Annotated in this window: 19 protein-coding genes; 7 read left to right on the top strand and 12 right to left on the bottom strand. The window is 58.3% G+C overall.

Features of this window, described 5'->3' with window-relative positions; all coding sequences use genetic code 11:
• Nucleotides 1-280: 280 nt before the first annotated feature.
• Complete coding sequence (locus F4X57_10180; GenBank protein MYC07522.1) at nt 281-862, top strand: hypothetical protein; 582 nt, start codon at nt 281-283, stop codon at nt 860-862.
• A 75-nt stretch (nt 863-937) separates the two neighbouring features.
• Here F4X57_10180 and F4X57_10175 read toward each other — a convergent pair whose 3' ends face one another.
• Entirely contained in the window at nt 938-1,753 is an 816-nt protein-coding gene (locus F4X57_10175) for a TatD family deoxyribonuclease (GenBank protein MYC07521.1), read from the bottom strand.
• 191 nt (nt 1,754-1,944) lie between these two features.
• Here F4X57_10175 and F4X57_10170 point away from each other — a divergent pair, with 191 nt between their 5' ends.
• The gene (locus tag F4X57_10170) at nt 1,945-3,771 is read left to right on the top strand and encodes an ABC transporter substrate-binding protein (protein ID MYC07520.1); all 1,827 of its coding nucleotides are present in this window, start codon (nt 1,945-1,947) and stop codon (nt 3,769-3,771) included.
• A gap of 29 nt (nt 3,772-3,800) precedes the next feature.
• Here F4X57_10170 and F4X57_10165 read toward each other — a convergent pair whose 3' ends face one another.
• The 3 genes from F4X57_10165 to F4X57_10155 form a co-directional block, all read right to left on the bottom strand.
• Entirely contained in the window at nt 3,801-4,688 is an 888-nt protein-coding gene (locus tag F4X57_10165; protein ID MYC07519.1) for a PAC2 family protein, read from the bottom strand.
• Between the two features lie 239 nt (nt 4,689-4,927).
• The gene (locus tag F4X57_10160; GenBank protein ID MYC07518.1) at nt 4,928-5,905 is read right to left on the bottom strand and encodes a hypothetical protein; all 978 of its coding nucleotides are present in this window, start codon (nt 5,903-5,905) and stop codon (nt 4,928-4,930) included.
• A gap of 46 nt (nt 5,906-5,951) precedes the next feature.
• Nucleotides 5,952-7,544, bottom strand: a complete 1,593-nt coding sequence (locus F4X57_10155; protein ID MYC07517.1) for an ABC transporter ATP-binding protein — start codon at nt 7,542-7,544, stop codon at nt 5,952-5,954.
• 452 nt (nt 7,545-7,996) lie between these two features.
• On the opposite strand from F4X57_10155, the gene F4X57_10150 reads away from it, so the two are divergent.
• From F4X57_10150 to F4X57_10140, 3 genes are read left to right on the top strand one after another with little or no spacing between them, the layout of a single operon-like run.
• A complete protein-coding gene (locus F4X57_10150; protein ID MYC07516.1) occupies nt 7,997-8,950 on the top strand; it encodes an LLM class flavin-dependent oxidoreductase in 954 nt (317 codons plus the stop codon).
• A gap of 8 nt (nt 8,951-8,958) precedes the next feature.
• Nucleotides 8,959-10,113: a hypothetical protein gene (locus F4X57_10145; GenBank protein MYC07515.1), complete on the top strand. Its 1,155-nt coding sequence runs from the start codon at nt 8,959-8,961 to the stop codon at nt 10,111-10,113.
• Complete coding sequence (locus tag F4X57_10140; GenBank protein ID MYC07514.1) at nt 10,088-11,053, top strand: NAD(P)-dependent oxidoreductase; 966 nt, start codon at nt 10,088-10,090, stop codon at nt 11,051-11,053. Before F4X57_10145 ends, F4X57_10140 begins: the two co-directional genes overlap by 26 nt.
• A gap of 72 nt (nt 11,054-11,125) precedes the next feature.
• On the opposite strand, the gene F4X57_10135 is transcribed toward F4X57_10140, so the two are convergent.
• Nucleotides 11,126-11,941, bottom strand: coding sequence for a hypothetical protein (locus F4X57_10135; GenBank protein ID MYC07513.1), 816 nt, complete (start codon nt 11,939-11,941; stop codon nt 11,126-11,128).
• A 46-nt stretch (nt 11,942-11,987) separates the two neighbouring features.
• Nucleotides 11,988-12,965: a hypothetical protein gene (locus F4X57_10130; protein MYC07512.1), complete on the bottom strand. Its 978-nt coding sequence runs from the start codon at nt 12,963-12,965 to the stop codon at nt 11,988-11,990.
• A 949-nt stretch (nt 12,966-13,914) separates the two neighbouring features.
• Between F4X57_10130 and F4X57_10125 the strand changes: the two genes are divergently transcribed.
• Nucleotides 13,915-14,070 carry a response regulator transcription factor gene (locus F4X57_10125; GenBank protein MYC07511.1) on the top strand — a complete coding sequence of 52 codons (156 nt, stop codon included), beginning with the start codon at nt 13,915-13,917 and terminating at the stop codon, nt 14,068-14,070.
• Between the two features lie 52 nt (nt 14,071-14,122).
• Nucleotides 14,123-15,076 (top strand): hypothetical protein, encoded by a 954-nt coding sequence (locus tag F4X57_10120; GenBank protein ID MYC07510.1) that lies wholly within the window; start codon nt 14,123-14,125, stop codon nt 15,074-15,076.
• Nucleotides 15,077-15,125: 49 nt separating this feature from the next.
• Here F4X57_10120 and F4X57_10115 read toward each other — a convergent pair whose 3' ends face one another.
• From F4X57_10115 to F4X57_10090, 6 genes are all read right to left on the bottom strand, one after another.
• Nucleotides 15,126-15,338, bottom strand: coding sequence for a hypothetical protein (locus F4X57_10115; GenBank protein MYC07509.1), 213 nt, complete (start codon nt 15,336-15,338; stop codon nt 15,126-15,128).
• A gap of 16 nt (nt 15,339-15,354) precedes the next feature.
• Nucleotides 15,355-15,591 carry a hypothetical protein gene (locus tag F4X57_10110; protein ID MYC07508.1) on the bottom strand — a complete coding sequence of 79 codons (237 nt, stop codon included), beginning with the start codon at nt 15,589-15,591 and terminating at the stop codon, nt 15,355-15,357.
• Nucleotides 15,592-15,636: 45 nt separating this feature from the next.
• The gene (locus tag F4X57_10105; protein MYC07507.1) at nt 15,637-16,995 is read right to left on the bottom strand and encodes a M20/M25/M40 family metallo-hydrolase; all 1,359 of its coding nucleotides are present in this window, start codon (nt 16,993-16,995) and stop codon (nt 15,637-15,639) included.
• A gap of 177 nt (nt 16,996-17,172) precedes the next feature.
• Nucleotides 17,173-17,706: an NUDIX hydrolase gene (locus F4X57_10100; GenBank protein MYC07506.1), complete on the bottom strand. Its 534-nt coding sequence runs from the start codon at nt 17,704-17,706 to the stop codon at nt 17,173-17,175.
• Nucleotides 17,707-17,784: 78 nt separating this feature from the next.
• Nucleotides 17,785-18,660 (bottom strand): NAD(+)/NADH kinase, encoded by an 876-nt coding sequence (locus F4X57_10095; protein ID MYC07505.1) that lies wholly within the window; start codon nt 18,658-18,660, stop codon nt 17,785-17,787.
• 145 nt (nt 18,661-18,805) lie between these two features.
• Nucleotides 18,806-20,299 (bottom strand): NADH-quinone oxidoreductase subunit N, encoded by a 1,494-nt coding sequence (locus F4X57_10090; GenBank protein MYC07504.1) that lies wholly within the window; start codon nt 20,297-20,299, stop codon nt 18,806-18,808.
• Between the last annotated feature and the right edge of the window lie 26 nt (nt 20,300-20,325).

Below are 20,325 nucleotides of genomic sequence, written 5' to 3'. Positions count from 1 at the left end.
CTAATTAGAGTATATCACACATTGGCTTATTTGTCTAATTAAGGACATCATTCCCCTCCATTAGCTACGGTGTAAGTTATTGTACACGAATATCGCGTATGCCGCGATAGGCGTATCAATAGCCCATTTGCATTGATATTGGGCAAAAGCGGCATAAACTCGCTATCATGCTATCTGTTCAGTATAGGAGTTACTTAAGGCGAGCACACCGAGCGGCAAACTGCGGCACCGCAGCCGTCCGTCGTAGTGGCCGCAGTGATGGTAAGCGAGGTAGAGCAAATTGCTGATAAGGGCTGTACGCGCGGCGCTGCTTAATGGCTGGATGTATCGCGCGCTGACCGACGAGCCGGAGGAAATATTCTACGCGCTTGGCATTGTGGTGCTGTCGGGCCTGGCGCTTGGCGCGGGCATATATTCGCTCGTAACGCTGGGCGAAAACGTGGAATCCATAACGCAGGCAGGCTCACAGGCGCCGTTGCTGCCGAATTGGCAGGGAGCGCCCTTGTGGCTGTTCGTGATGTACGCGGTCTGGGTGCGCCTAGTTACTTGGTTCTTGTGGGCGGGCATCGCATACGCCATCGGCACGAAGGCGTTCGGCGGGCAGGCAGGTTACCGACGCTTGCTGCGGAGCATCGGGCTGGCATTCGGCCCCGGCGTGCTCGCGCTCTTCGCCGGCATCCCATTCATTGGTCCCGTGCTAATGGGCTTGTCGTTCCTGTGGGTATTCCCCGCGTCTATGGTCGCCATCCGCGAGACGCAGCAAATCAACTGGGTGCAAGCCACAATCTGTGCCATACTGGGCTGGATGGCGGGCATAGGACTGCTTATCGTCATATTCCAATTCACTCGCGTCAATGTCTAGCAGTCCCTTCAACCTCAGGGGGAAGGCTGGGATGTCGGAATAACCGTCATAGCAAAGCTGCCACAGCAAAGCCCATCACTGCATATCCACCGCGACATGTCGCTGTACCACTTCCCAGCGGTCGCCAAGCATCTTGCGGATGTTACGTGATGTTACCGCTTCGATTTCTTCGACGGTCTTGCCCTGCAACTCGGCTAGGCGCTCGGCGACGATGCGCGTGTGTCGCGGCTCGGTCCAATTCTCGCGCTTTGCCTTGAACGGCTGCGGCGCGGCGTCCGTCTCAAGCACGATGTTGTCTAGCGGCACGGCTGCGGCGACTTCCTGCAGGTATGTGTAGCGCAGCAGAGGACGTGCCAGTGATATGTAGAAGCCCAAGTCTATGGCACGCTTGGCGTCGTTCAAATCGCCTTGGAAGTAGTGCATCACGCCGCCGACTTCGTATCCGCGCTCTTCGCGCAGCAGGCGAAACACTTCGTCGTGCGACTCGCGGCTGTGAAAGACTATGGGGTAGCCGAGTTCGCGGGCAAGCCCGATCTGCTCGCGGAATGCTGTGTATTGTATCGCCCTGTCCGGCGCGTCTTCCATAAAGTCCAGCCCGGTCTCACTGACGACGATAACCTTCTCGTTCTGCAAGGCGAGGTCGCGCAGACGGGCGTAAGTGTTGTCGTCGAACGGCTCCGTGATGTCCATCGGGTGAATGCCGACGCCAGAGAAGAAGTCCGGGAACTTGTCCGACAATTCAATGGAACGCTCGGTCGATGGGATGGTCGTGCCGGCGGAAATCACGAACGCCACGCCTACATTGCGTCCGCGCTCCAAGACTTCCGACACTTCGCTATCTGAGTACGAATCTAGGTGAACATGGCAGTCGATGAGCATATCTTCACTTATTTCCGTGTGTGTAATGTGTTAGCCTCAATGTGGGCAGTCTTGCATTATACAATAAGCCCGGGAAAAATCACGGTTCCGGTTGTCCTTTATCCGTAAGGGGAGCAGAGGGAATATGAGGATGGGGGCAAAAAAATCATGCACGCCAAGAAATGCACCATTAGCGCCGTCGATGCGAGTATAGCGAGTGTAGATTGATTTCATCGACAATCGACTTTACGCGGTTACTGCCGCTTGCGCTCTGCGTAGCAATGGCAGTATCGGTCATCGCCTGCTCCGATGATGTCGTGGAGCAGCAGCCTACACCGACATCAACCCTTGCCATGTCCGCCGTGACTACAGCGACCGCAACCGGCACAGTCATCGCATCAACGCCAATGCCGCGTCCGACCGCCACCTCGTCGCCAACCATATCGGGCGCGACTGCAATGCCAGCCGCCACCGCGCCGACTCCCACGCGCGTCATTCCCACCGCAATTCCATCCCCGGCCGTGCCAACGTCCGCTGAGACGGTGGCTACAGTTGACGACAGGCGAGGCGGCACCCTGAATCTGGTGAGCCGACAAGCCATTTCGCACTTGGATGTGCAAGCCGATGTGTCGGCGGCGCTGGCGGCGTGGGGGCCCGGCATCGCGTACAGCAGGCTGATTCGCTTCAGCAGCGGCGACGGAGTCGAACTGCCGAGCCTCGCCGTGGAATGCGAATTGTGCACCGGCTGGCAGACTTCGGACAGTATTTCATTCGATTTCGCGCTGCGCGATGATGTGCTGTGGCAAGACCTGCCGCCGGTCAACGCGCGTCACCTCATCGCGGACGACATCGCTTTCAGTTACGAGCGCCAGCGCTCTGGCTCAATGCCGAACGGCGCGCTGCTGCACATCGTCGATACGGTCTATGCCGTTGACGAGGACAGCCTACGCATTTCGCTGCGAGCGCCGGATGCTGATTTTTTCAGCGCGCTCGCCAACGGCAGTTCGAAGGTTGTGGCGCGAGAGGCGGTCGAACTCAACGGCAGTCTGCGCGGTGGGCCCACTATCGGCACGGGCGCGTGGATTCTCGAAGAGGCGCGCGACGACCTGACATTCACATTGCGCCGCAACGAGTCGTATTTCAAGGCCGGCGCGCCGCTGTTAGACAGAATAGTCGTCCACACGATTGCGGATGAGGACACCGCATACGCAGCGTTTCGCGTGAACAATGTGGATGTGCACCGGCTTCGCGCGGAGCAGTGGGAGGAGTTTGCGCAGCAGAAGCCCGATGCCAAGATGCTGGCGTTCAAGGAAATTGGCGTGGGGCTGGAAGTGGCGTTCAACACGACCTCGCCGCCGTTCGACGATGTGCGTGTGCGCCGCGCTGCCATGCTGGCGATGCGCCCGAACCGCGCCATTGACGAGATATGGCAATCTGCCGCGTACCTGACGCAGGGCGTACCGCTGGGTAGGGCGGACTGGCAATTGCCCGATGACGAAGTCGCGGCATACTTCGACGATCACGCAGGCGGTAGGCAGTTGCTGATTCAGGCGGTCGATTCGCTGCCCGTGCCCGTCGTCATCTCGGTGGGCGACTTCGGCGCGGAATATCGGCAGCACGCGGAGCGCATCGCCACCGAGATGCAGAGCGTCGGCTTCGATGCCACGCTGAAAATAGTGGATAGGCGGCGGTTTGGCGAGCAAGTCTGGCTCGGCGGCGATTACCGGATGTTTGTTGGACCGACAGCGCCCATCGGCACGCCAAACGGATATATGCTCGCGGTGTTGAGCAGCGCCGGTGCGTGGAACACAACCGGGCATGCCGACGATGCGCTGGACGCGCTGATTCTGGCGCAATCGGGCGAGTACGACACGGATGAACGGCGCGAACTCGTGCTGGAAGCGCAGCGTCTCGCGCTGGATGGCGCGTATCGGTTCATGCCGGCGGCGGCAGTATCGCTGTGGGCGTGGTGGCCCCAAGTGCAGGGATTTCAGCCGAACTTCGCAGGATCAGAGTATTCGCACTGGGAGCGAGTGTGGCTGGACGGCTAGGGGAGAGAACGACGCGCCTGATGCTACGCTTAGGCGTTTTCTTCGTCCTGGTTCTGGCTTTGGCTGCGCAAGAAGTTCTCCAATTCCTCGACCATCGTCTCCGGGCTGGGAATCTCCTCGGTCGCGGTGCGCGCCTCGTCGTAGCGCCGTTCCAGTCGGCGCACGTAGCTGCTCACATCGGGCTGCTTGGCGATGACCTTATCAACCTCTTCTTGGTATGTGTTGCCCGCGATGTACAACTCTTCGAGATCGACATCGATGTCAATCAGGCTGCGCAGGCGCGTCAGCAGCGCGTGGCTGACCTTCGGATCGGGCGATGTGTTGACATAATGCGGGCAGTGTCCCCAGATGCTTGCCTGCGCCACTCCCGTATTGGAGCAGGCGTCGGCAAACGCGGTATGAATGCCCGTCGGTCCCTGATAGCCGGAGTTTTTGATGCCGAGCCACTCCGCCTTCTGCGTCAGTTCGATGGAGCTTGCACGACCCGTTACACGCGGCTCGCGAGTGTGTGGCACCGCGTCTAGCAGCGCCCCGAGCGATACGATGAGCCGTACTTCGTGACGCTCCGCGATTGTTGTCAGGATGTTGGAATATGTGCGCCACTTCAGGTTAGGCTCTGTGCCGACGAACAGCAGCAGCGAGCGCGATTCATCGTCCGGAGCATAATAATACAGGTCGTTTTGCGGCCAACGAGTTACGCGCTCGCCGCGCCGGTTGACCCTCGAGTGCGGCCGGACATGCGTGAAATCGTAGAACTCTTCCGGGTCTATTTCGGCGAACTTCTTGGCGCGGAGCTTGCGCACCAGAAACCGCAACGCCCTTGTCGCGGCTTCGGCGGCGTCTGGCCAGCCCGCGAAGGCGACCAGCATCGTGGGCAGGTTACCCTGCGGCACTTCGTGTTCTATAAGGCCATCCATGGGAAAGTCCTAACTGGAGATGCCTTCATTTTACATCAATAGAGGGCGTATGCCAAACGGAAGGCGAGTAGTCCAGCCGTCAGGGGCGGGGGTTAGCCATAGAAGGCGCAAAGGGGCACAGAGGGGTTGTGAGTTATGAGTATTGAGTTGTGAGTGGGGTTTCCCCCTCACCCGTTGCCCCGCCGGATTCCCGCTTTCGCGGGAATGACGGGAAGAAGAAGCGGGAATGGCGACATGGGTTAGGGGCTGCGGGCGCGTTCTTGGTCTTGGCGGTCTTGTTGCTGCTGGTTGTAGCGCCAGGTGTCGAAGCGGGACTCGCGGGATATGCGCTCTCTTAGCTCTCGATTGCGCTGCTTTTCCTGCTCGCGCTTTTGCTGACGGCGCTTTCGCTGCTCCTCTCGCTCGATGCGGCGGTCTGCCTTTGCTTCGGGGCTGTGGAACTGCTCCAGTTTCCATTCCTTGTCTGCGCGCTTCTTGCGCTCTATCACCTCGTCGGTGCGCCTGTCCCACTCTTCCTGCTGTGCCTGCTGCTCTGCAAGACGCTGACGCTGCTCCTCAGTGAGAGGGGTGTGCACCTTCACGACCTGCGGGTGGTCTTCGGGCAGGTTCTCGCAGACGCAGAAGCAGTCGGGGTGGCAGCGGGCGGATTGCAGCATGAACTCGGCGTCGGGGAATGACGGGCTGTTGAGGCAGATGCCCAGGAGCATCTTTATCGCTTCCAGCCTGTCCCTGCCCTTTGTGGAGGGGTCTTCGCCTTCCATTATCTCTACGAGGTACTTGACGATGGATGCGCCATCGCCGGTGTCCACCCTTATCTGGCGGATGAGCTTGTTGTTGAACTTGGTCTGCTCGTCTGACAAGGATGGTGGCGAATCTTCACCGCCATCATGACCCCTGCTTTCGCTAGGGGCAGGCTCTTCCGTCATAAAGGGGGAAGGGATGTTATGGGTCCCGTCACCCAAGTCCACTCCCGCGGGGAGAGGGGGCTTATGGTTGGCGGTCGGGGTATTGCCGATGCCGAGCTTGTGTAGGAGCTTGGCGGCTTCGAGTTGGTGCCAGGGCGTGCAGTTGGGAGCGTCGCCTTCCATGATGGAGGTGACGCTTTGGATGATGCGCCTGCCGTTGTCGGTCTGTTCGATGACGGCCTGCTTGAGCGACTCGGCGAAGTCGCTGTGGGCGGTGTGCTCTTTGGTTGGGCGTTCCAGTTGTGAAATCATATGTTCGGATTATAGGGGTGGAGGGAGTGGGTTGTCAAGGGGTGAGTCAAACAGGATGCACAGGATCGCGAGAGGATTGTGGTGCGAATTGTTCGTGGTAGAGCCGTTTGTACAGGTCGCACCTCGTGATAAGGTCTTCATGATTGCCGGAGTCTATAAGCTTGCCTTCGTCCATGACTAAGATAGATTCGGCGTTGAGGACGGTGGAGAGGCGATGGGCGATGACTATTGTGGTCGCGTTTCGGAATAGTGTGCTGTCCAGGGCGTCCTTGATTGCGCGTTCGGTGATCCCGTCTAGGGATGACGTGGGTTCGTCCAAAATGACGATGCGGGGTTGCTTGAGTATGACGCGCGCTATGGCCAGTCGTTGCCTCTCGCCGCCGGAGAGCCTGTATCCGAATTGACCGACAACGGTGTCATAGCCGTTCGGGAGATTGACCAGCAATTCATGGAGCTGCGCAGCTTTACAAGCATTCACCATATCTCTGTGTGTAGTATTGGGGCTTGCGATGAGGAGATTCTCCCTGACGGTAGTATTGAATACGGCGCTGTCCTGAGGTACGAGGCTGAGGTGTCGGCGGAGTGAGGACAGTTTGACTGAACGAAGATCGTGGTCGTCGATCTGAATATTGCCGGAAGTTGGGTCGTAGAATCTCAGAATCAGGTGAGTGAGGGTAGTCTTGCCCGCTCCGCTTCTACCGACGATGGCCGTCATCTTGCCGGGCTGAAAGTCGAAGGACAAGTTGGAAATTACGGGCTTGCCGGTCTGGTAGTCCACAGAGGCGTTTCTGACTGAAACGATGCCTTTGGCCGACGGTAATTCGATTGCGTCCGGGGCGTCTCGGACTTCAGGTTCCAAGTCGATCCACTCAAAGACTCGTCTGAGGTGTACGATTGTTGCGGCGAACTCAGCATGGAATGTGGCCAGGTTGGTGATCGGCCCGATGATCCTCATCCAGAGAGCCAAGAACGCGATCAGAACACCTAACGTCATCGCGCCTTCAATAACTCCGAACCCACCGTAAAGGTACAGAATCGCCGAGCCGATCAATGGGAGGGAAGCGGCGACTGTCGCCATCGCCCCGTTTGCCATATCCTGTCTTGCAAACAGGCCGTGGAGCCTCAAGGTTATTGCGGAGAATTTGCGGGTGTCTATCGATTTGTCGTAGCCAACTCCGTTCAGCAAGATGGTGCCGTCTATGTCCAACCGGTCGCTGATGAAGGAAGAGTTCTCGTCAAACCACCCAGCGATCCTATAGGCGATTCTTTCTCTCCATTTTGCAATGACGTAGCCGATGCTGAAGGTTAATGGCACGAAGCCCAGAAGCAGTAGGCTAAGCTCCCAATTCCAGGTGAACATGAAGGCGAGAGTAACGGCGATGAGCAGGACCGAGCTTGCCACGTCCGCCAGCGCCCCTCTCACAACCCACTGGACTTCTCCAACATCGTTCCACATTCTGGAGTTTACTGCGCCTCGTTCGTTATGGATAAAGAACCTGTAAGACTGATTTTGGACGGCATTGAAGAAGCCTATGCGGAGGTTGCGAATAACTGCCTGGCCGGCGCGTTCAAGGGAATATGATTCGGCGATTGACAGTATGACTATCAATACTCCGAGGCCCAGTAGTGCGAGTGTCAAGCGTAAGAGAAGATCGGCGTCGCGGCTGGGGATAGCACGATCAATAACGATGCTTGCGAGGTAGGGAGGAATCAGCCATAAGAGGGCGAGGCTAAGCGAGGACAGTAGTCCTACTGCCAGCCAGCGCCATTGGGATTTCAGGTATGCTAAGAGCCTGAGAAGAGTGTTCAGAGTCGATGGATTATGCTTTTGAGAGTTGATAAGCGTCTCCTCACTGTATCGTTGGATGGGATACTCTTTGGCAGTTGGATACTTGGGACCAGATACGTAGCGCTCATCGAAGAGCCTCCTTATGTCGGATTTCTGTGATTAGTCGATTGAAAATTGCTGTATCTTGAAGATTGGAAGATGCGTTCAGTGCAGGTGGAAAATTCGCGAAAAGAGCGTGCTATAATCGCTGCGGCGCGCGCTTGCGCGCCTGAAATGCACAGGTATTGTAGCAAGGATTTTGAATGAGGGGTGTCGCAATTATGAGTGACAATACTATTGGAATCGCGATTCCGGCTCCGGATGCTCAGTCGGTGATTGATGCGGTGGTGGAGGCGGAGAGCGTGGGTGTGAAGGCGGCGTGGCTGACTTCGGGCGGCGATGCGGGGGATGTGCTGACGGCGCTGGCGGTGGCGGCGGCGCAGACGGAGAGCATTAAGCTGGGCACTTCGATAATGCAGACTTGGTCGCGGCATCCGATAACGGCGGCGCGGCAGGCGCAGACGATTGACTCGATCGCACCCGGTCGGCTGCGGCTTGGCGTCGGGCCGGGCCATCTGCAAGCGATGCAGGAGACTTTCGGCGTGGGGTTCGAGGCTCCGCTGGGTCATCTGACGGAGTATGTGCGGGTGCTGAAGGGGCTGCTGGAGACGGGCGAGATTGATTTTCAGGGGGAACAGATTGTGGCGAAGGCGGAACTGCCTGCCCCTACGCAGGTGGCGGTGATGGCGTCGGCGCTGAGGCCGCGGTCGTTCGAGATGTGCGGCGCGGAGGGGATTGGCGCGATAAGCTGGGTGTGCCCGCATCCTTATGTGCGGGATACGGCGCTGCCCGCGATGAGGGCTGCCGCAGAGGGCGCGGGCGGGGAGAAGCCGCCGCTGGTGGTGCACGCGGCGGTGTGCGTTACTGAGGATGTTGCGGGCGCTCGGGATGCGGTGCGGGAGCAGTTGGGGTATTTCCCGTATATTCCGTTCTATGCGCGGATGTTTGCGGCGTCCGGATTTCCCGGGTCGGAGGAGAGCGGCTGGACGGACGAGATGGTGGACTCGGTGCTGCTGGCGGGGGACGAAGAGACGGTCGCGCTGAGGGTGCGCGAGATGCAGGAGTGGGGAGCGGATGAGGTTCTGGGGAGTGTCGTTACCGTGGGGGATGATGCGGAGTCGAGGATGCGGACGATGAGATTGCTTGCCGGGGTTTAACTAACAGGATGAACAGGATGGATAGGATGATTAAGATTGAGAGGGTGCGATTTGCGGAGGTGGTGGTTTCGGAGGCTACGACGTGGACGTTCGTGGAGGTGTATGACGAGGACGGTGTGATAGGGCTTGCGGAGCTTACTTGTGGGGGAAATACGGCTGAGGCGGTGCGGCTGACGGCGGAGTTCGTGGGCCGGCTGAGGGGGCGCGAGATTGCCGGCGAGGGTGATGTGGAGGGGATGCTGGGATTTGCGGTGGCGGATATGCAGGGGAATATGGCGCTGGCGACTGCGATGAGCGGGCTGCGTAGCGCGGTGAGTGAGTTGAGCGCGCGGAAGAAGGGCGTAACGCTGACCGAGGAGCTTGGAGGGACGCCTCAGGAGAGCATATTGCTGTACGCGAATATCAACAGGCACTTGCTGACTCGGGACAGGTCGCCTGCGTCGTTCGGGAGGGCTGCGGAACTGGCTGTGTCGAAGGGATTTACGATAGTGAAGTGCGCGCCGTTCGATGGGGTGGGGCCGCCATCGACTCGTGAGAAGATTCTGGATGAGGCAGGGCCGGGGATCGAGCGGGTGGCTGCTGTGAGGGCTGCGGTCGGCGATGATGTTACTGTGCTTGTCGATTGCCACAGCAGGTTCGAGCGGCATACTGCGCCGCTTGTGGCGGAGCAGCTTGCGAAGTCGAATATAGGCTGGTTCGAGGAGCCGGTTGAGCCGACGAAGGATGCGGAGGGGCTGGCGGCTATCGCTGGCGAGGTGTCGATGATAACGGCGGGCGGCGAGTCGGGGTATGGGCGCGAGTTCTTCGGGGCGGTTGTGGAGTGCGGGGCGCTGAATGTGGTGATGCCGGACGTGAAGCATTGCGGAGGTCTTGCGGAGGCGCGCGCGGCGGGACTGGCGGCGATGGCTGCGGGCGGCGATGTGTCGCTGCACAGCCCGACGGGGCCGGTGTCGCTGATCGGGGGCGGGCATGCGACGGCGGCGATGCCGGGGGCGATTCACCTGGAGCACGCGGTGTATGAGACGGACTGGCGGGCTGAGGTGGTGCTGCCATACGAGCGGGTGGAATCGGGCAGGCTGTGGATGCCGAAGGGCGCAGGTTTGGGGGCTGTGCTGAATTCAGAGATTGTGGAGCGCTATGGGCGTTACCGGAACGGGGACTGACATGGATGAACAGGATGGAGGGGATAGGATGAATGTGGGGTTTATTGGGCTGGGGAATATCGGGAAGCCGATGGCGTTGTGCGTGGTGAATGCCGGGCATCGGACTACGGTGCATGACATTCGGCGGGCGGCGGCGACGGACTTGCTGGAGGCGGGCGCGACGTGGGCTGAGACGCCGGCGGAGGTTGCGCGGGCATGCGACGTGGTGATGGGATCGCTGCCGGGGCCGCTGGAGGTGGAGGCGGTGGTGAACGGGGAGCAGGGCGTGCTGGATGGGGCTGCGGCGGGCTCTGTGTATATCGATCTGGCGACGAACTCGCCGAGCATGGTGCGTAAGTTGCACGCGATATGCGCGGAGAGGGGCGTGGAGTATATTGACGCGCCGGTGAGCAAGGGGTCGGGGTCGGATTCGGCGGACCGGGGAGTGTTGACGGTGATGGCGGGGGGCGACCCGGATACGCTGGAGCGGGTGATGCCTGTGCTTGAGGCGATTGGGGACCCGGAGCTTATCTATCATTGCGGGCCTGTGGGAGCGGGGGCGACCGTGAAGCTGTGCAACAATCTTGTGGCGCATACGACTTTCAGCGTGGTGGCGGAGGCGCTTACGATTGGGCTGAAGGCGGGGGTGGAACTGGAGACGCTGGCGACGGTGATGGCTGCGGGGTCGGCGTCGAGTCCGAAGTTGCCGAGGTATGAGGCGGTGTTCGACAGGAATTTCGAGCCGGCGGGGCATGCGTTCGTGCGGTCCGACGCGAAGGATGTGCGGCTGGCGACGGAGCTTGCGCGCGAGGTGGATGTGCCTGCGGACATCGCGGCTGCGGTGGACCAGAAGTATGTGGCGGCGGTTGCGGCTGGGATCGGGCATCTTGGCGGGTCGGCGATTGTGCAGGTGCAGGAGGAGCGGGCGCGGGTGGTGTTGGGGCGTGGGAGTGGGGGCTGACAGGGATGGACAGGATGGGGAGGAAATTTTGTCCTGCTCACCCCCTAATCCTTCGGCAAATTCAGGACAGGCTTAGCCTTGAACCCGTGTCAGCCGAAGCGCGAAGTCGGTTGCGTTCGGATTGATGAGTCGTGCCGCATCGACCACACTGGCGAGCACCCATCCCGCCGCACTCGGCGTCCATTCGGGCAACGTAACCGATATGCCGAGGCCCGAACGTGCAGGAGATATGGAGCGTATTGGGGTTTCAGCTCCTATTCTAATGGAATGTTGCCCAGGCGCGGTAACTACAGGTCCGAAATCAAACTGTCCGGTGTTCCTCCACTGTAGGTTGCCTAACAACTCTGCCTCTGCATGTCCTCCAAGGAAATTCTCGTCGAAGGCAACTATCGCCTCGGCTCTTGTGTCAGCTGCCGTATTGAACCAGTTTAACACGGACACAAGGTAGCCAAGGCAGGGCTGTGGTTCGGCGTCCAGGTAACTAACTGTCACCTGGATGCCTTCCATATCTACGATTCCAAACCGACTGAGTGCGTCGTGGAAGCACTGAACCAATGCCGGCAGCGCAAGAGACGGTTCTATGGCGCGTCGGTGTACCGCAAGCGGCGCATAAGCCCAACCTTGAACGGGACCAGAGGATGGTCGGGCCGGCTCAAAGTCATTGACATCCAGCCCGACCTGCACCCATCCGATACGATGTGGGTCAGTGTCGGCGGTTATCTCTGCTTCCTCCATTGACCATAGCAGAGGGTGGTCGTTGTATGTGGTTGCCCAGTGCATCAATTCGGCTCGTTCTCTGAAGACGCTGTGGAGGTCTTCTTCCCGGGAATCGATAGTCGCTGGGCCGGATAGCCGTCCGAAAGCCTCAAGGAAGAGCGTTGTGGACATGACTGCTATTCTCCGTAACCGGGTCCAGGTGGGCGGCATTGTGGGTCTATGTCCAGCCACGCATAAATCGGTAGATGGACTTATCTTCTAGGATTTCTTTGATTTGGAATGTAGGGGTGTTGTCGTGGAGTCGCTCGTGTTCTGTGAATACCCAGCGGAGCCACCATGTTTGCTCGGCGTCCCAGCCGTGGTGGTATGTCCAGAAGTCTTTCGATTTAACGGCGACCTGATGGGATGTGAGTAAGCCGCCTAGCGTGAGATGAACGGCGTCCCAGTCTTCTGCGACTTTTGACCAGTCGGGTTCGAGATATGAGTCCATGTCGAGGTCGGAGTACACTATGTCTTGGAGAGGATATTTGGCCCGGTGACGGTAATTTACACAGAGTTCGTGCCATGCGTGCGGGCTATCAATCTCGAATATGCGGGCGTCGAGTTTGGGCTTCATGTGCCATAAGGCGAAAGGTGGACTGGCGTATTCGTGGTAGCCATAGCCAATGTCGCAGATTTGCAGATCGACGGCAGCGAGCATGGACGCTGTGTCGGCGGTGGATGTGGAGGTTATGAATGCCCAAAGGTTTCGCCGTGGATCTGAGTGTATCCATGATGGTTCGCTGGGCTGCTGATTAGGCGGGCTATGGTCTTCAGATACCCAAATCTGGTTGTGGAGGTCTAACGGGGCGAACCACCACGCGGCGTCGGGGTGGGTGAGGATTTGGCGCGCCAAGCGGAAGTGTCGTGGTGCTTCTTCGCGCAGGAATCGCATTTCTTTCTGTCGATCAATCTTCGTATGGTACAGCTCGATGTCATCTGCTGCCTGTGCCGCTATGTACAAGGCTGTGGCAGGTTCGGTGAGTTGGTCGGGCGTGAAACCAGTTGCGGCGGAGATGGCGATGAAGGCTCTGCCAACTGGTGATCTTAGTAAGGCTGTGGCCCTTTCATCGAGTCCATCCTCGTGATAGTTTGGATTCCATTCCGTAACGCTATGGTGGTAACCTGCACTATCTTCCAAGAAGAAAGTATCCATATCTTTCATCCTTTGTAAGAAAAACGCCGGAAACCGATGTCATTTTTCGTATTCATAGGCGAATGGATTGAAGTCTAGATGGGATATACCATGCTAACACTTCAATCCATTCAATTACCAATTAAACTTCATGAGTCACAAGCAAGATAGGTCGAACGAAATGGCTTTCAAGAGCAAGTTACGTATCTTATATTTTGAGTGAACATTACTCTTGTTGCGTCACCGTCAATGATAATGTGCTTGCTTAAACCCATGTAGGTGCCGTCCTGGCAAGGACCTGTTTCGTCACGAACTTTACCGGAATACCTACTGTTATGTACTGTTCGACTACTTGGAGGACCTAGGGAAATGAAGCTCCCGCCTGATTTGACATAAAGAGTTGTTTCTACGACTAGAATGTCTTTCGAAGTTTCACATCTTGTGAAACCTTTCACGGAAACTTGGTCCCAAGCGGTCGAACTGTGAGGCCTTTCGGTTTTCAGATCGCAGTCAAATGCTTTGTCTTCCTCTGGGTGATTATTGGATGCCCAAGCGGTCGTGAAAATTGCCATGCTCATCACGATAGCGAAAGCGACCGCGCTTATTATGAAGAACTTAGTCATTATTAGAACCTCCTCGTCTTTGCCAGTGTAAAGTTTGCCTTTTGCCGACATACGCACTAATCGCCGGACACGATGACAAGTCGTGATTTTGAGAATATGTTTTTTCTGGCACCTCCTTTTGTCCGTGTGAGTGCATGCGGGCAAGCGTAGGGGAGGTCTGGTGTTTTGCATATAGTCCAAATGGACTATTTCATGTACTATTTTTGCGGGCGCGACGTACTATGTCGTATAGTCCGAATGGACTATGCCCTATGGTACATTCGGACTATTGGGTGGTTTGCGGGAGTGGGGTGATGGTGTATAATCAGCGCCGCAATTTTGCCGTGTTCGCACACCGAGGAGGACGAATGAAATCCATTAGGCTGGTGATTGTCGATGACCATGAGCTGGTGCGAATAGGCTTGAGGACTGTCGCCGAAGCCGAGGAATACTTGGCGGTGGTGGGCGATTACGGCAGAGGCGCGCTTGATGATTACTCCCGTTTGACTACATGGCGCGGCTGAAGTAGTATCCGACGTGAACACTAAGCAGATTGCATTGCAAGGAGGCGCTGGCATGGGCGCGATAATCGGTGAAGGCGACTTCAGGTATGAGCACATAATTGACTGGCATAAGATGCCGGAGGGCGCGAGGCTTATCGAGACGCCGGGCGTGGCGGTGGACTCGCAGGACGATGTTTACGCGTTCAGCCGGAATCCGGACTACCCGGTTATGGTGTTCGGACAGGACGGCGGCTTCGTGCGCGGATTCGGGAAGGGCATATTCGGCAACCGTACGCACGGCATATACGTCGGTCCGGAGGACACCATCTACTGTGTGGACGACGGCATACACACTATCACCAAATTCACCCGCGAGGGCGAACTGCTAATGACCATCGGGACGTCAGGCGTGTCCTCGGAAATATGGAAGGGAGAGCCGTTCAACAGGCCCACCCACGCGGCGGTGTCCAGGAAGACCGGCCACATATACATTTCCGACGGCTACGGCAACTTCAACATCCACAAGTACACGGGCGACGGCGAGTATGTGAAGAGCTGGGGCGGACCTGGCATCGATCCGGGCGAGTTCCTGCGCCCACACAACATCGCGGTGGACAACGACGACCGCGTGCTGGTCGCGGACCGCGAGGCGCACCGGATACAGGTCTTCGACGGAGACGGAAACGTGCTGGACGTTTGGAACAATATACATATGCCCAACGGCATGACCATCGGGCCGGACGGCAATATATACGTGGGTGAACTACCCGGCGCGACCCAGGCCGACCCTACGCCGCCTCGACATGGACACCGCGTGAGTATCTACGACAACAGCGGCAGACGACTCGCACTGCTAGGCGCGGACGACGAGGGCGTGGAGTCGGGCGCGTTCATAGCTCCGCACGGCATGGGAGTTGACAGCCACGGGAATATATACGTCGGCGAGGTCTCGTACACCATCCGCGGCAGCCGAATGGACCCGCCCAAAGAACTCCGCAGCTTCACCAAGCTCGCCAAGGTCAGCTAGGCAAGCGTCTAATCGGCTGCCTGAATAAGGTGGTTCTCGTGGGCGCGGGTCAGAATGAAAGTGCCTTCTCTATCTCTGCGGTCAGTTCGATGGGGATGAAGAAGGCGTCGGGGTAGAGGTAATCCTCGGTGGATTCATCTATGACACGAAGTAGCCCATGCTTTGTTGCGCCGTCGTCGGGCAGCGTTCGATAGATTTTGCCGACTTCGAGCGAGGCGGGGTAGTCTTGGTTTTTGACGCAAACGACGTATTTTGTGTTCATTGAGGGGTCCTGTCTGCTAGTCAAGTATGCGCTTTATTTTGAACTCGCGTCTTCCGATGCCGTGAGCTTCATACCAATGAACTTCTACAAGGCGTATTGTACCATCCGGCAGGATTGCCGTCGTAGTCCCTTTTAGCTTGCGCCATCTGCCTTGTCCATACGCTCTACGCAACCGCCGATTATCACGGATAGAACTACTAGCTGCTATGGTTTCGATTTCATCTATCTGTTCGATTATGTAGAAGTCGTTCATCTTGGAATGATACTAAGAAACTCCGGCCATCGCTTTAGCGGAGATTTACTCGCCGTTGAGGACGTCGATGGCCAAGGCGAGCATTATCTTTGTGCCGCTGATTAGGCTGCTGATGCCTACGGATTCGTCGGTGCCGTGTACATGGTCTAGCATTGGGTCGTCGTCCGGGTGCGAACCGACGAAGCCGTAGGTTATCGTGCCCAACGGCCGTAGGAAGCGCGAGTCCGTGAAGCCCGTGCTGATTGCCGGCACCCATTGGATGTCGTCAACGCCGAGCGCCGCCGCCGTCGCGTGCCGGATACTCCTGCCGAGCCGTGTCTCGAAAGCGGACGAGTTGGGCACTGCCATGTAATCTATCTCGTATGTCGTATTGGGGATGCCTTCGAGTATCATGTCGAGCTGCTCGCGCAGGTAGTCGTCGCTCTGATGCGGCAGCGTGCGCACATCGCAGGTCAGGCGTATAGACTCCGGCACGCTGTTGGACTTGATGCCGCCGTTAATCATCGTGGGCGTCAGCGTCATTCGCGACAGCGCGCGCATCAGCGAGGCGAAGCGGGGGTTCAACGGCTCCATTTCAGCGATAATGTCGTCGATGTTCTCCGCAGACGGCTTGTGCTCGATGGCGAAGACCGACAGGTGCTCGAACAGGCTGGTTGATGTGTCGCGCTCCGGTTCGTAGTCTTCGATGCGCTTCAGAATGCGGTGCAGCGTGTACAGCGCGTTGCTGCCCTGCCACGGCACGGACGCGTGCGCGCTCGTACCCTTGATGTCGATCTCGACTTGGAGGCGTCCCTTTTCGCCTGTACCAAGAAGATATGTCAGTCCGCTCGGAGAATCGATGGGCGTGCCGCCGCCTTCGTTGACCGCGAATGGCGCGCGAATTTTTTCGGGATAGTTTTCCGCAAGCCAGCCGAAGCCGTATCGACCGCCGTGCTCTTCGTCCGCCCCGGACGCGAGTATCAGGCTATCTTGCAATTTGATGCCGTTGCGCATCAAAAGCCGCATTGCGTACATCTGTGCTGTGAGTAAGCCCTTGCAGTCGGTCGCGCCGCGTCCGAATATCCTGCCGTCCGCGATGGTCGCGCTGAACGGCGGGAATCGCCACTTGTCCTCCTCTTCGACCGGCACGACATCGGTGTGCGACATGAACATCAGTCCCGCTTCCGGGTTCGCGCCTTCGATTCGGGCGATGATATTGCCGCGATTGGGTACGCGTGCAAGGATTTCGGACTTTATGCCGTCTTCGGCAAGCCAGTCGCGCACATACTCGCAGACAGGTGTTTCGTCGCCGGTCGGCATGATGCCGGTGTTCACGGAAGGAATGCGCACTAGCGCCTGTTCGAGGGCGATAATTTCCTCTCGTTGTTCGTCAACTTGGGCGAATAACTCTTCGAGAGTGGGCATGGGAATTCCTCCAGAATAGTAAATCAGTTCATTGGTCGTCGGGTTAGTATAGCAGTGTGGGTTGGGGTTTCAAGGCGCGGCTTAATGTTAGCCTACCGCCCACCCTAGAATTCCCCTAGTCCCCTGGAGAGAAGGGACTTTACCAGCCCGTGTATTGGAGGACTCAACACGGGACAGCTAGGCGTTGAAGATGCAGGTTGCCATTAGAAGGGCGGCGATGGTCTTGGCGTCTTGGATTTCGCCTAGCCTTATGAGCTGCGGGATGCGCGACAGCGGCACTTTTTCCACCTGAATGTCTTCGTCGTCGTCTGGCTGAAGGCTGCGTGGCACGAGGTCCTTGGCGAGGTAGGCGTACATGAACTCGGTGCAGAAGCCGGGGGACGACCAGAATCCCCCAAGTATGCGGAGATTGCGCGATGCGTAGCCTATCTCTTCCGCCATCTCGCGTTGGGCGCAGTCGTCCGGGTCTTCGCCCGTTTCGACGAGTCCGGCGGGCGCTTCAAGCACGTTTTGCTGCGCCGCGTATCTATACTGGCGCACGAGATGCACATTGCCATCGTCGTCGATTGGCACGATGACGACCGCGTTCGCGTGGTCAACGACTTCGCGCACGGACTGGTTGCCGTTGCGCATCAGGATGTCGTCAACGCGCACCTTGATTATCTTGCCGTCGTAGATTTCTCGGCTGGCAATCTGCTCTTCCGGCTGCATATCTTATACCTTTCCGGATGTATGGGACTACTTGACTATAAACCGCCATGGAAAAAGGTGCGCGGTGTCAATGCGCTGCTATGTCGCAGGCGGCGGGCTGTACGACGGCGTGTCCATGCCGAATGTGCGGCGCGTGAGTGCGGCGTAGAAGGCTGTCGACGCATGGCGGCGCAGAAAGCGAGTAACATACTCGCTCCTACGAATCGTTACGCGGTCCCCGCCGCGCAGTAACGTGTCCGTGAATCCATCCACGACCAATTGCGCCTCGTGTCCGTCGCTTGCCTGCAATTCCAATGTTGTTGTGTCCGGCAAAATCAAGCCGCTGCGCAAGCCCGTGTGCGCCGCGACAGGCTGAATGAGCATCGCCTTCGTTTCCGGATACATTATCGGCCCGCCTGCGGAGAGCGCGTAACCCGTGCTGCCGGTCGCCGTGGATACGATGACCGCATCGGCGCGGTAGCTCGTCAGGATTACTCCGTCAATGGTCGTCAGGATGTCCAGCAGCCGCGCGGAGCCGCCTCTGCCGACCACGACATCGTTCAGCGCGTGCAGCGTGAGAGACGGCTCTTGGTCGTCGCCGCGCCGCACGTTGACTTCAAGCATCATGCGCTCTTCGAGGCGCGCGCCGCCGTTCATGTAGCTCGGAATCTCTTCGATGGCTTCCTGCACTTGCAACTCCGCCATAAAGCCGATTCTGCCCATGTTGATGCCGACCAGCGGCACGCCGTACTCGGCCGTCGTGCGGACAACGCGCAAAATAGTGCCGTCTCCGCCGGCGACTACGATGAAGCGCGTGTCGTGCAGAACCGGTCGCATACTGTCGAGGTCTTCGGCGGCGCTCAGCCAGCAGTCTTCACCCAGCCCCAGCGCGTTCATCACCGACTTCGTCATTTGCAAGGCGGTGGCGTGCTGCGCGTTGTACACGAAGCCTATGAGACAGCGGGAGGTTGTCATATCGAGCCTAACACTTATGCCTAACACTTATGGATGACACAGGCCTATTCGCGGCAATCGCGCGGCATTCGTCTGCCTGCCTGTTTCCATCCTAACCTGTCAGCCGTTCTGTGGGAAAGGCATTGGCGGCGCAGATTGCGAGCGGTTATGAGAGCAGGACGCCAGCGGCGGTGCGGGCGAGATTGAGGAGCGGCGTTGGGTAGATGCCGAAGATGAGCGTGCCGATGAACCCGAGCGCGACCGCGAGCTGCATTGGCAATCCGAACGCGACCCGCTCTTCCGATGCCGGCTCCGACAGGAACATCGCCTTGACCACGCGCAGGTAGTAGTACGCCGAAATTACGCTGTTCACCACGCCGATGACAACGAGCCATTCGAGATTCGCCTCGACCGCCGCGCTGAACAGGTAGATTTTCGCCCAGAAACCAACCGCAGGCGGAATGCCGGTAAGCGAAATCATGGACAGCGTTAGCACGGTCGCAAGCACCGGGGCACGGCGCGCCATGCCCGCGTAATCGTCGATGCGGTCACTGTTGATGCGGTTTGATATGGCAATTATCACCGAGAACGCCGCCAAGTTCGTTGCCGCAAAGCCGCCTAGGTAGAACAGCACGCCGGATGGGCCTATGCTTTCCGCGCCGGGTGTCCGCGCCGCGACAGCCGCAAGCCCCACCAGAATGTAGCCCGCGTGCGCGATGGTGCTGTAGCCCATCAGCCGCTTAATGTTGTCCTGCCGGACTGCGACGAGATTGCCGATGGTCATTGACAGCGCGCTGAGCACGGCGAATGTCGCGCTCCAGTCAAGGCTGAGCGTGTCCGCCGGGAATGCGCCGTAGAAGACGCGCAATATGACCGCGAAGCCCGCCGCCTTGCTCGCTACTGACAGGAATGCGGTAACCGGCGTGGGCGAGCCTTCGTACACATCGGGCGCCCACATCTGGAACGGCACGCTCGCCACTTTGAAGCCGAAGCCCGCAATCATCAGCACGATGCCGAACAGCAGCGCGTTGCTGCCGAATGGCGATCCACCGCTCAGGCTAAGGTTGCCTATCTGCTCGGCAATCTGCGGCAGCGATGTCGTGCCGGTGTAGCCGTACACGATGACCATGCCATACAGTAGGACCGCCGAGCTGATGGCGCTCAGTACCAGGAACTTCATGCCTGACTCTGTGGAGCGGCCGTCCCGAATGAACGCTGCGAGCGCAGCTATGGGCAGGGCGGTGAGTTCAAGCGATATATATATGGTGATGAGCTCGGTTGTGGACGCAAGCAGCATCATGCCGGTGGTGGCGAACAGCACCAGCGCGTAGTATTCCGCTTGGAAGCGCGCGAACTTTTTCACATAGTCGGTTGACGACAGAATGACGATGCCCGCCGCTGCGATGAGCAGGAATTTGAAGAACAGGCTGAACTTGTCCACAACGAGCGTGTTGAACATGCCGTGCATTTGCATCGTGTCGCCGGACGACAGATCAAACCAGAGCATCAGGCTGAAAATCAGCGGCACGGCGAGTCCCAGCACCGCCAATACGGGCAGTACCGTCTTGTTCCTGACGACCAAGTCCACTAGTACCAGAACCAGCGCCAGTGCGGCGAGGCTTAGCTCCGGCGCTAACAGGTATAGGTCGAAAGCTGACATCCGTTACTCCGATAATTCTCAGGTTA

Source organism: Chloroflexota bacterium, assembly GCA_009840355.1.
Classification (GTDB): domain Bacteria; phylum Chloroflexota; class Dehalococcoidia; order Lucifugimonadales; family JADFKI01; genus Bin90.
Note: the sequence above shows the minus strand (reverse complement) of the source record. Positions and strands in the feature narration are given on the sequence as shown.

What these genes read in the sequence shown, in the direction of transcription:
- F4X57_10115 (MYC07509.1), bottom strand. Translation starts at nt 15,338, where the DNA reads ATGAACACAAAATACGTCGTTTGCGTCAAAAACCAAGACTACCCCGCC.
- F4X57_10120 (MYC07510.1), top strand. Translation starts at nt 14,123, where the DNA reads ATGGGCGCGATAATCGGTGAAGGCGACTTCAGGTATGAGCACATAATT.
- F4X57_10145 (MYC07515.1), top strand. Translation starts at nt 8,959, where the DNA reads ATGAACAGGATGGATAGGATGATTAAGATTGAGAGGGTGCGATTTGCG.
- F4X57_10095 (MYC07505.1), bottom strand. Translation starts at nt 18,660, where the DNA reads ATGACAACCTCCCGCTGTCTCATAGGCTTCGTGTACAACGCGCAGCAC.
- F4X57_10160 (MYC07518.1), bottom strand. Translation starts at nt 5,905, where the DNA reads ATGATTTCACAACTGGAACGCCCAACCAAAGAGCACACCGCCCACAGC.
- F4X57_10100 (MYC07506.1), bottom strand. Translation starts at nt 17,706, where the DNA reads ATGCAGCCGGAAGAGCAGATTGCCAGCCGAGAAATCTACGACGGCAAG.
- F4X57_10135 (MYC07513.1), bottom strand. Translation starts at nt 11,941, where the DNA reads ATGTCCACAACGCTCTTCCTTGAGGCTTTCGGACGGCTATCCGGCCCA.
- F4X57_10130 (MYC07512.1), bottom strand. Translation starts at nt 12,965, where the DNA reads ATGGATACTTTCTTCTTGGAAGATAGTGCAGGTTACCACCATAGCGTT.
- F4X57_10125 (MYC07511.1), top strand. Translation starts at nt 13,915, where the DNA reads ATGAAATCCATTAGGCTGGTGATTGTCGATGACCATGAGCTGGTGCGA.
- F4X57_10140 (MYC07514.1), top strand. Translation starts at nt 10,088, where the DNA reads ATGGGCGTTACCGGAACGGGGACTGACATGGATGAACAGGATGGAGGG.
- F4X57_10165 (MYC07519.1), bottom strand. Translation starts at nt 4,688, where the DNA reads ATGGATGGCCTTATAGAACACGAAGTGCCGCAGGGTAACCTGCCCACG.
- F4X57_10110 (MYC07508.1), bottom strand. Translation starts at nt 15,591, where the DNA reads ATGAACGACTTCTACATAATCGAACAGATAGATGAAATCGAAACCATA.
- F4X57_10105 (MYC07507.1), bottom strand. Translation starts at nt 16,995, where the DNA reads ATGCCCACTCTCGAAGAGTTATTCGCCCAAGTTGACGAACAACGAGAG.
- F4X57_10150 (MYC07516.1), top strand. Translation starts at nt 7,997, where the DNA reads ATGAGGGGTGTCGCAATTATGAGTGACAATACTATTGGAATCGCGATT.
- F4X57_10090 (MYC07504.1), bottom strand. Translation starts at nt 20,299, where the DNA reads ATGTCAGCTTTCGACCTATACCTGTTAGCGCCGGAGCTAAGCCTCGCC.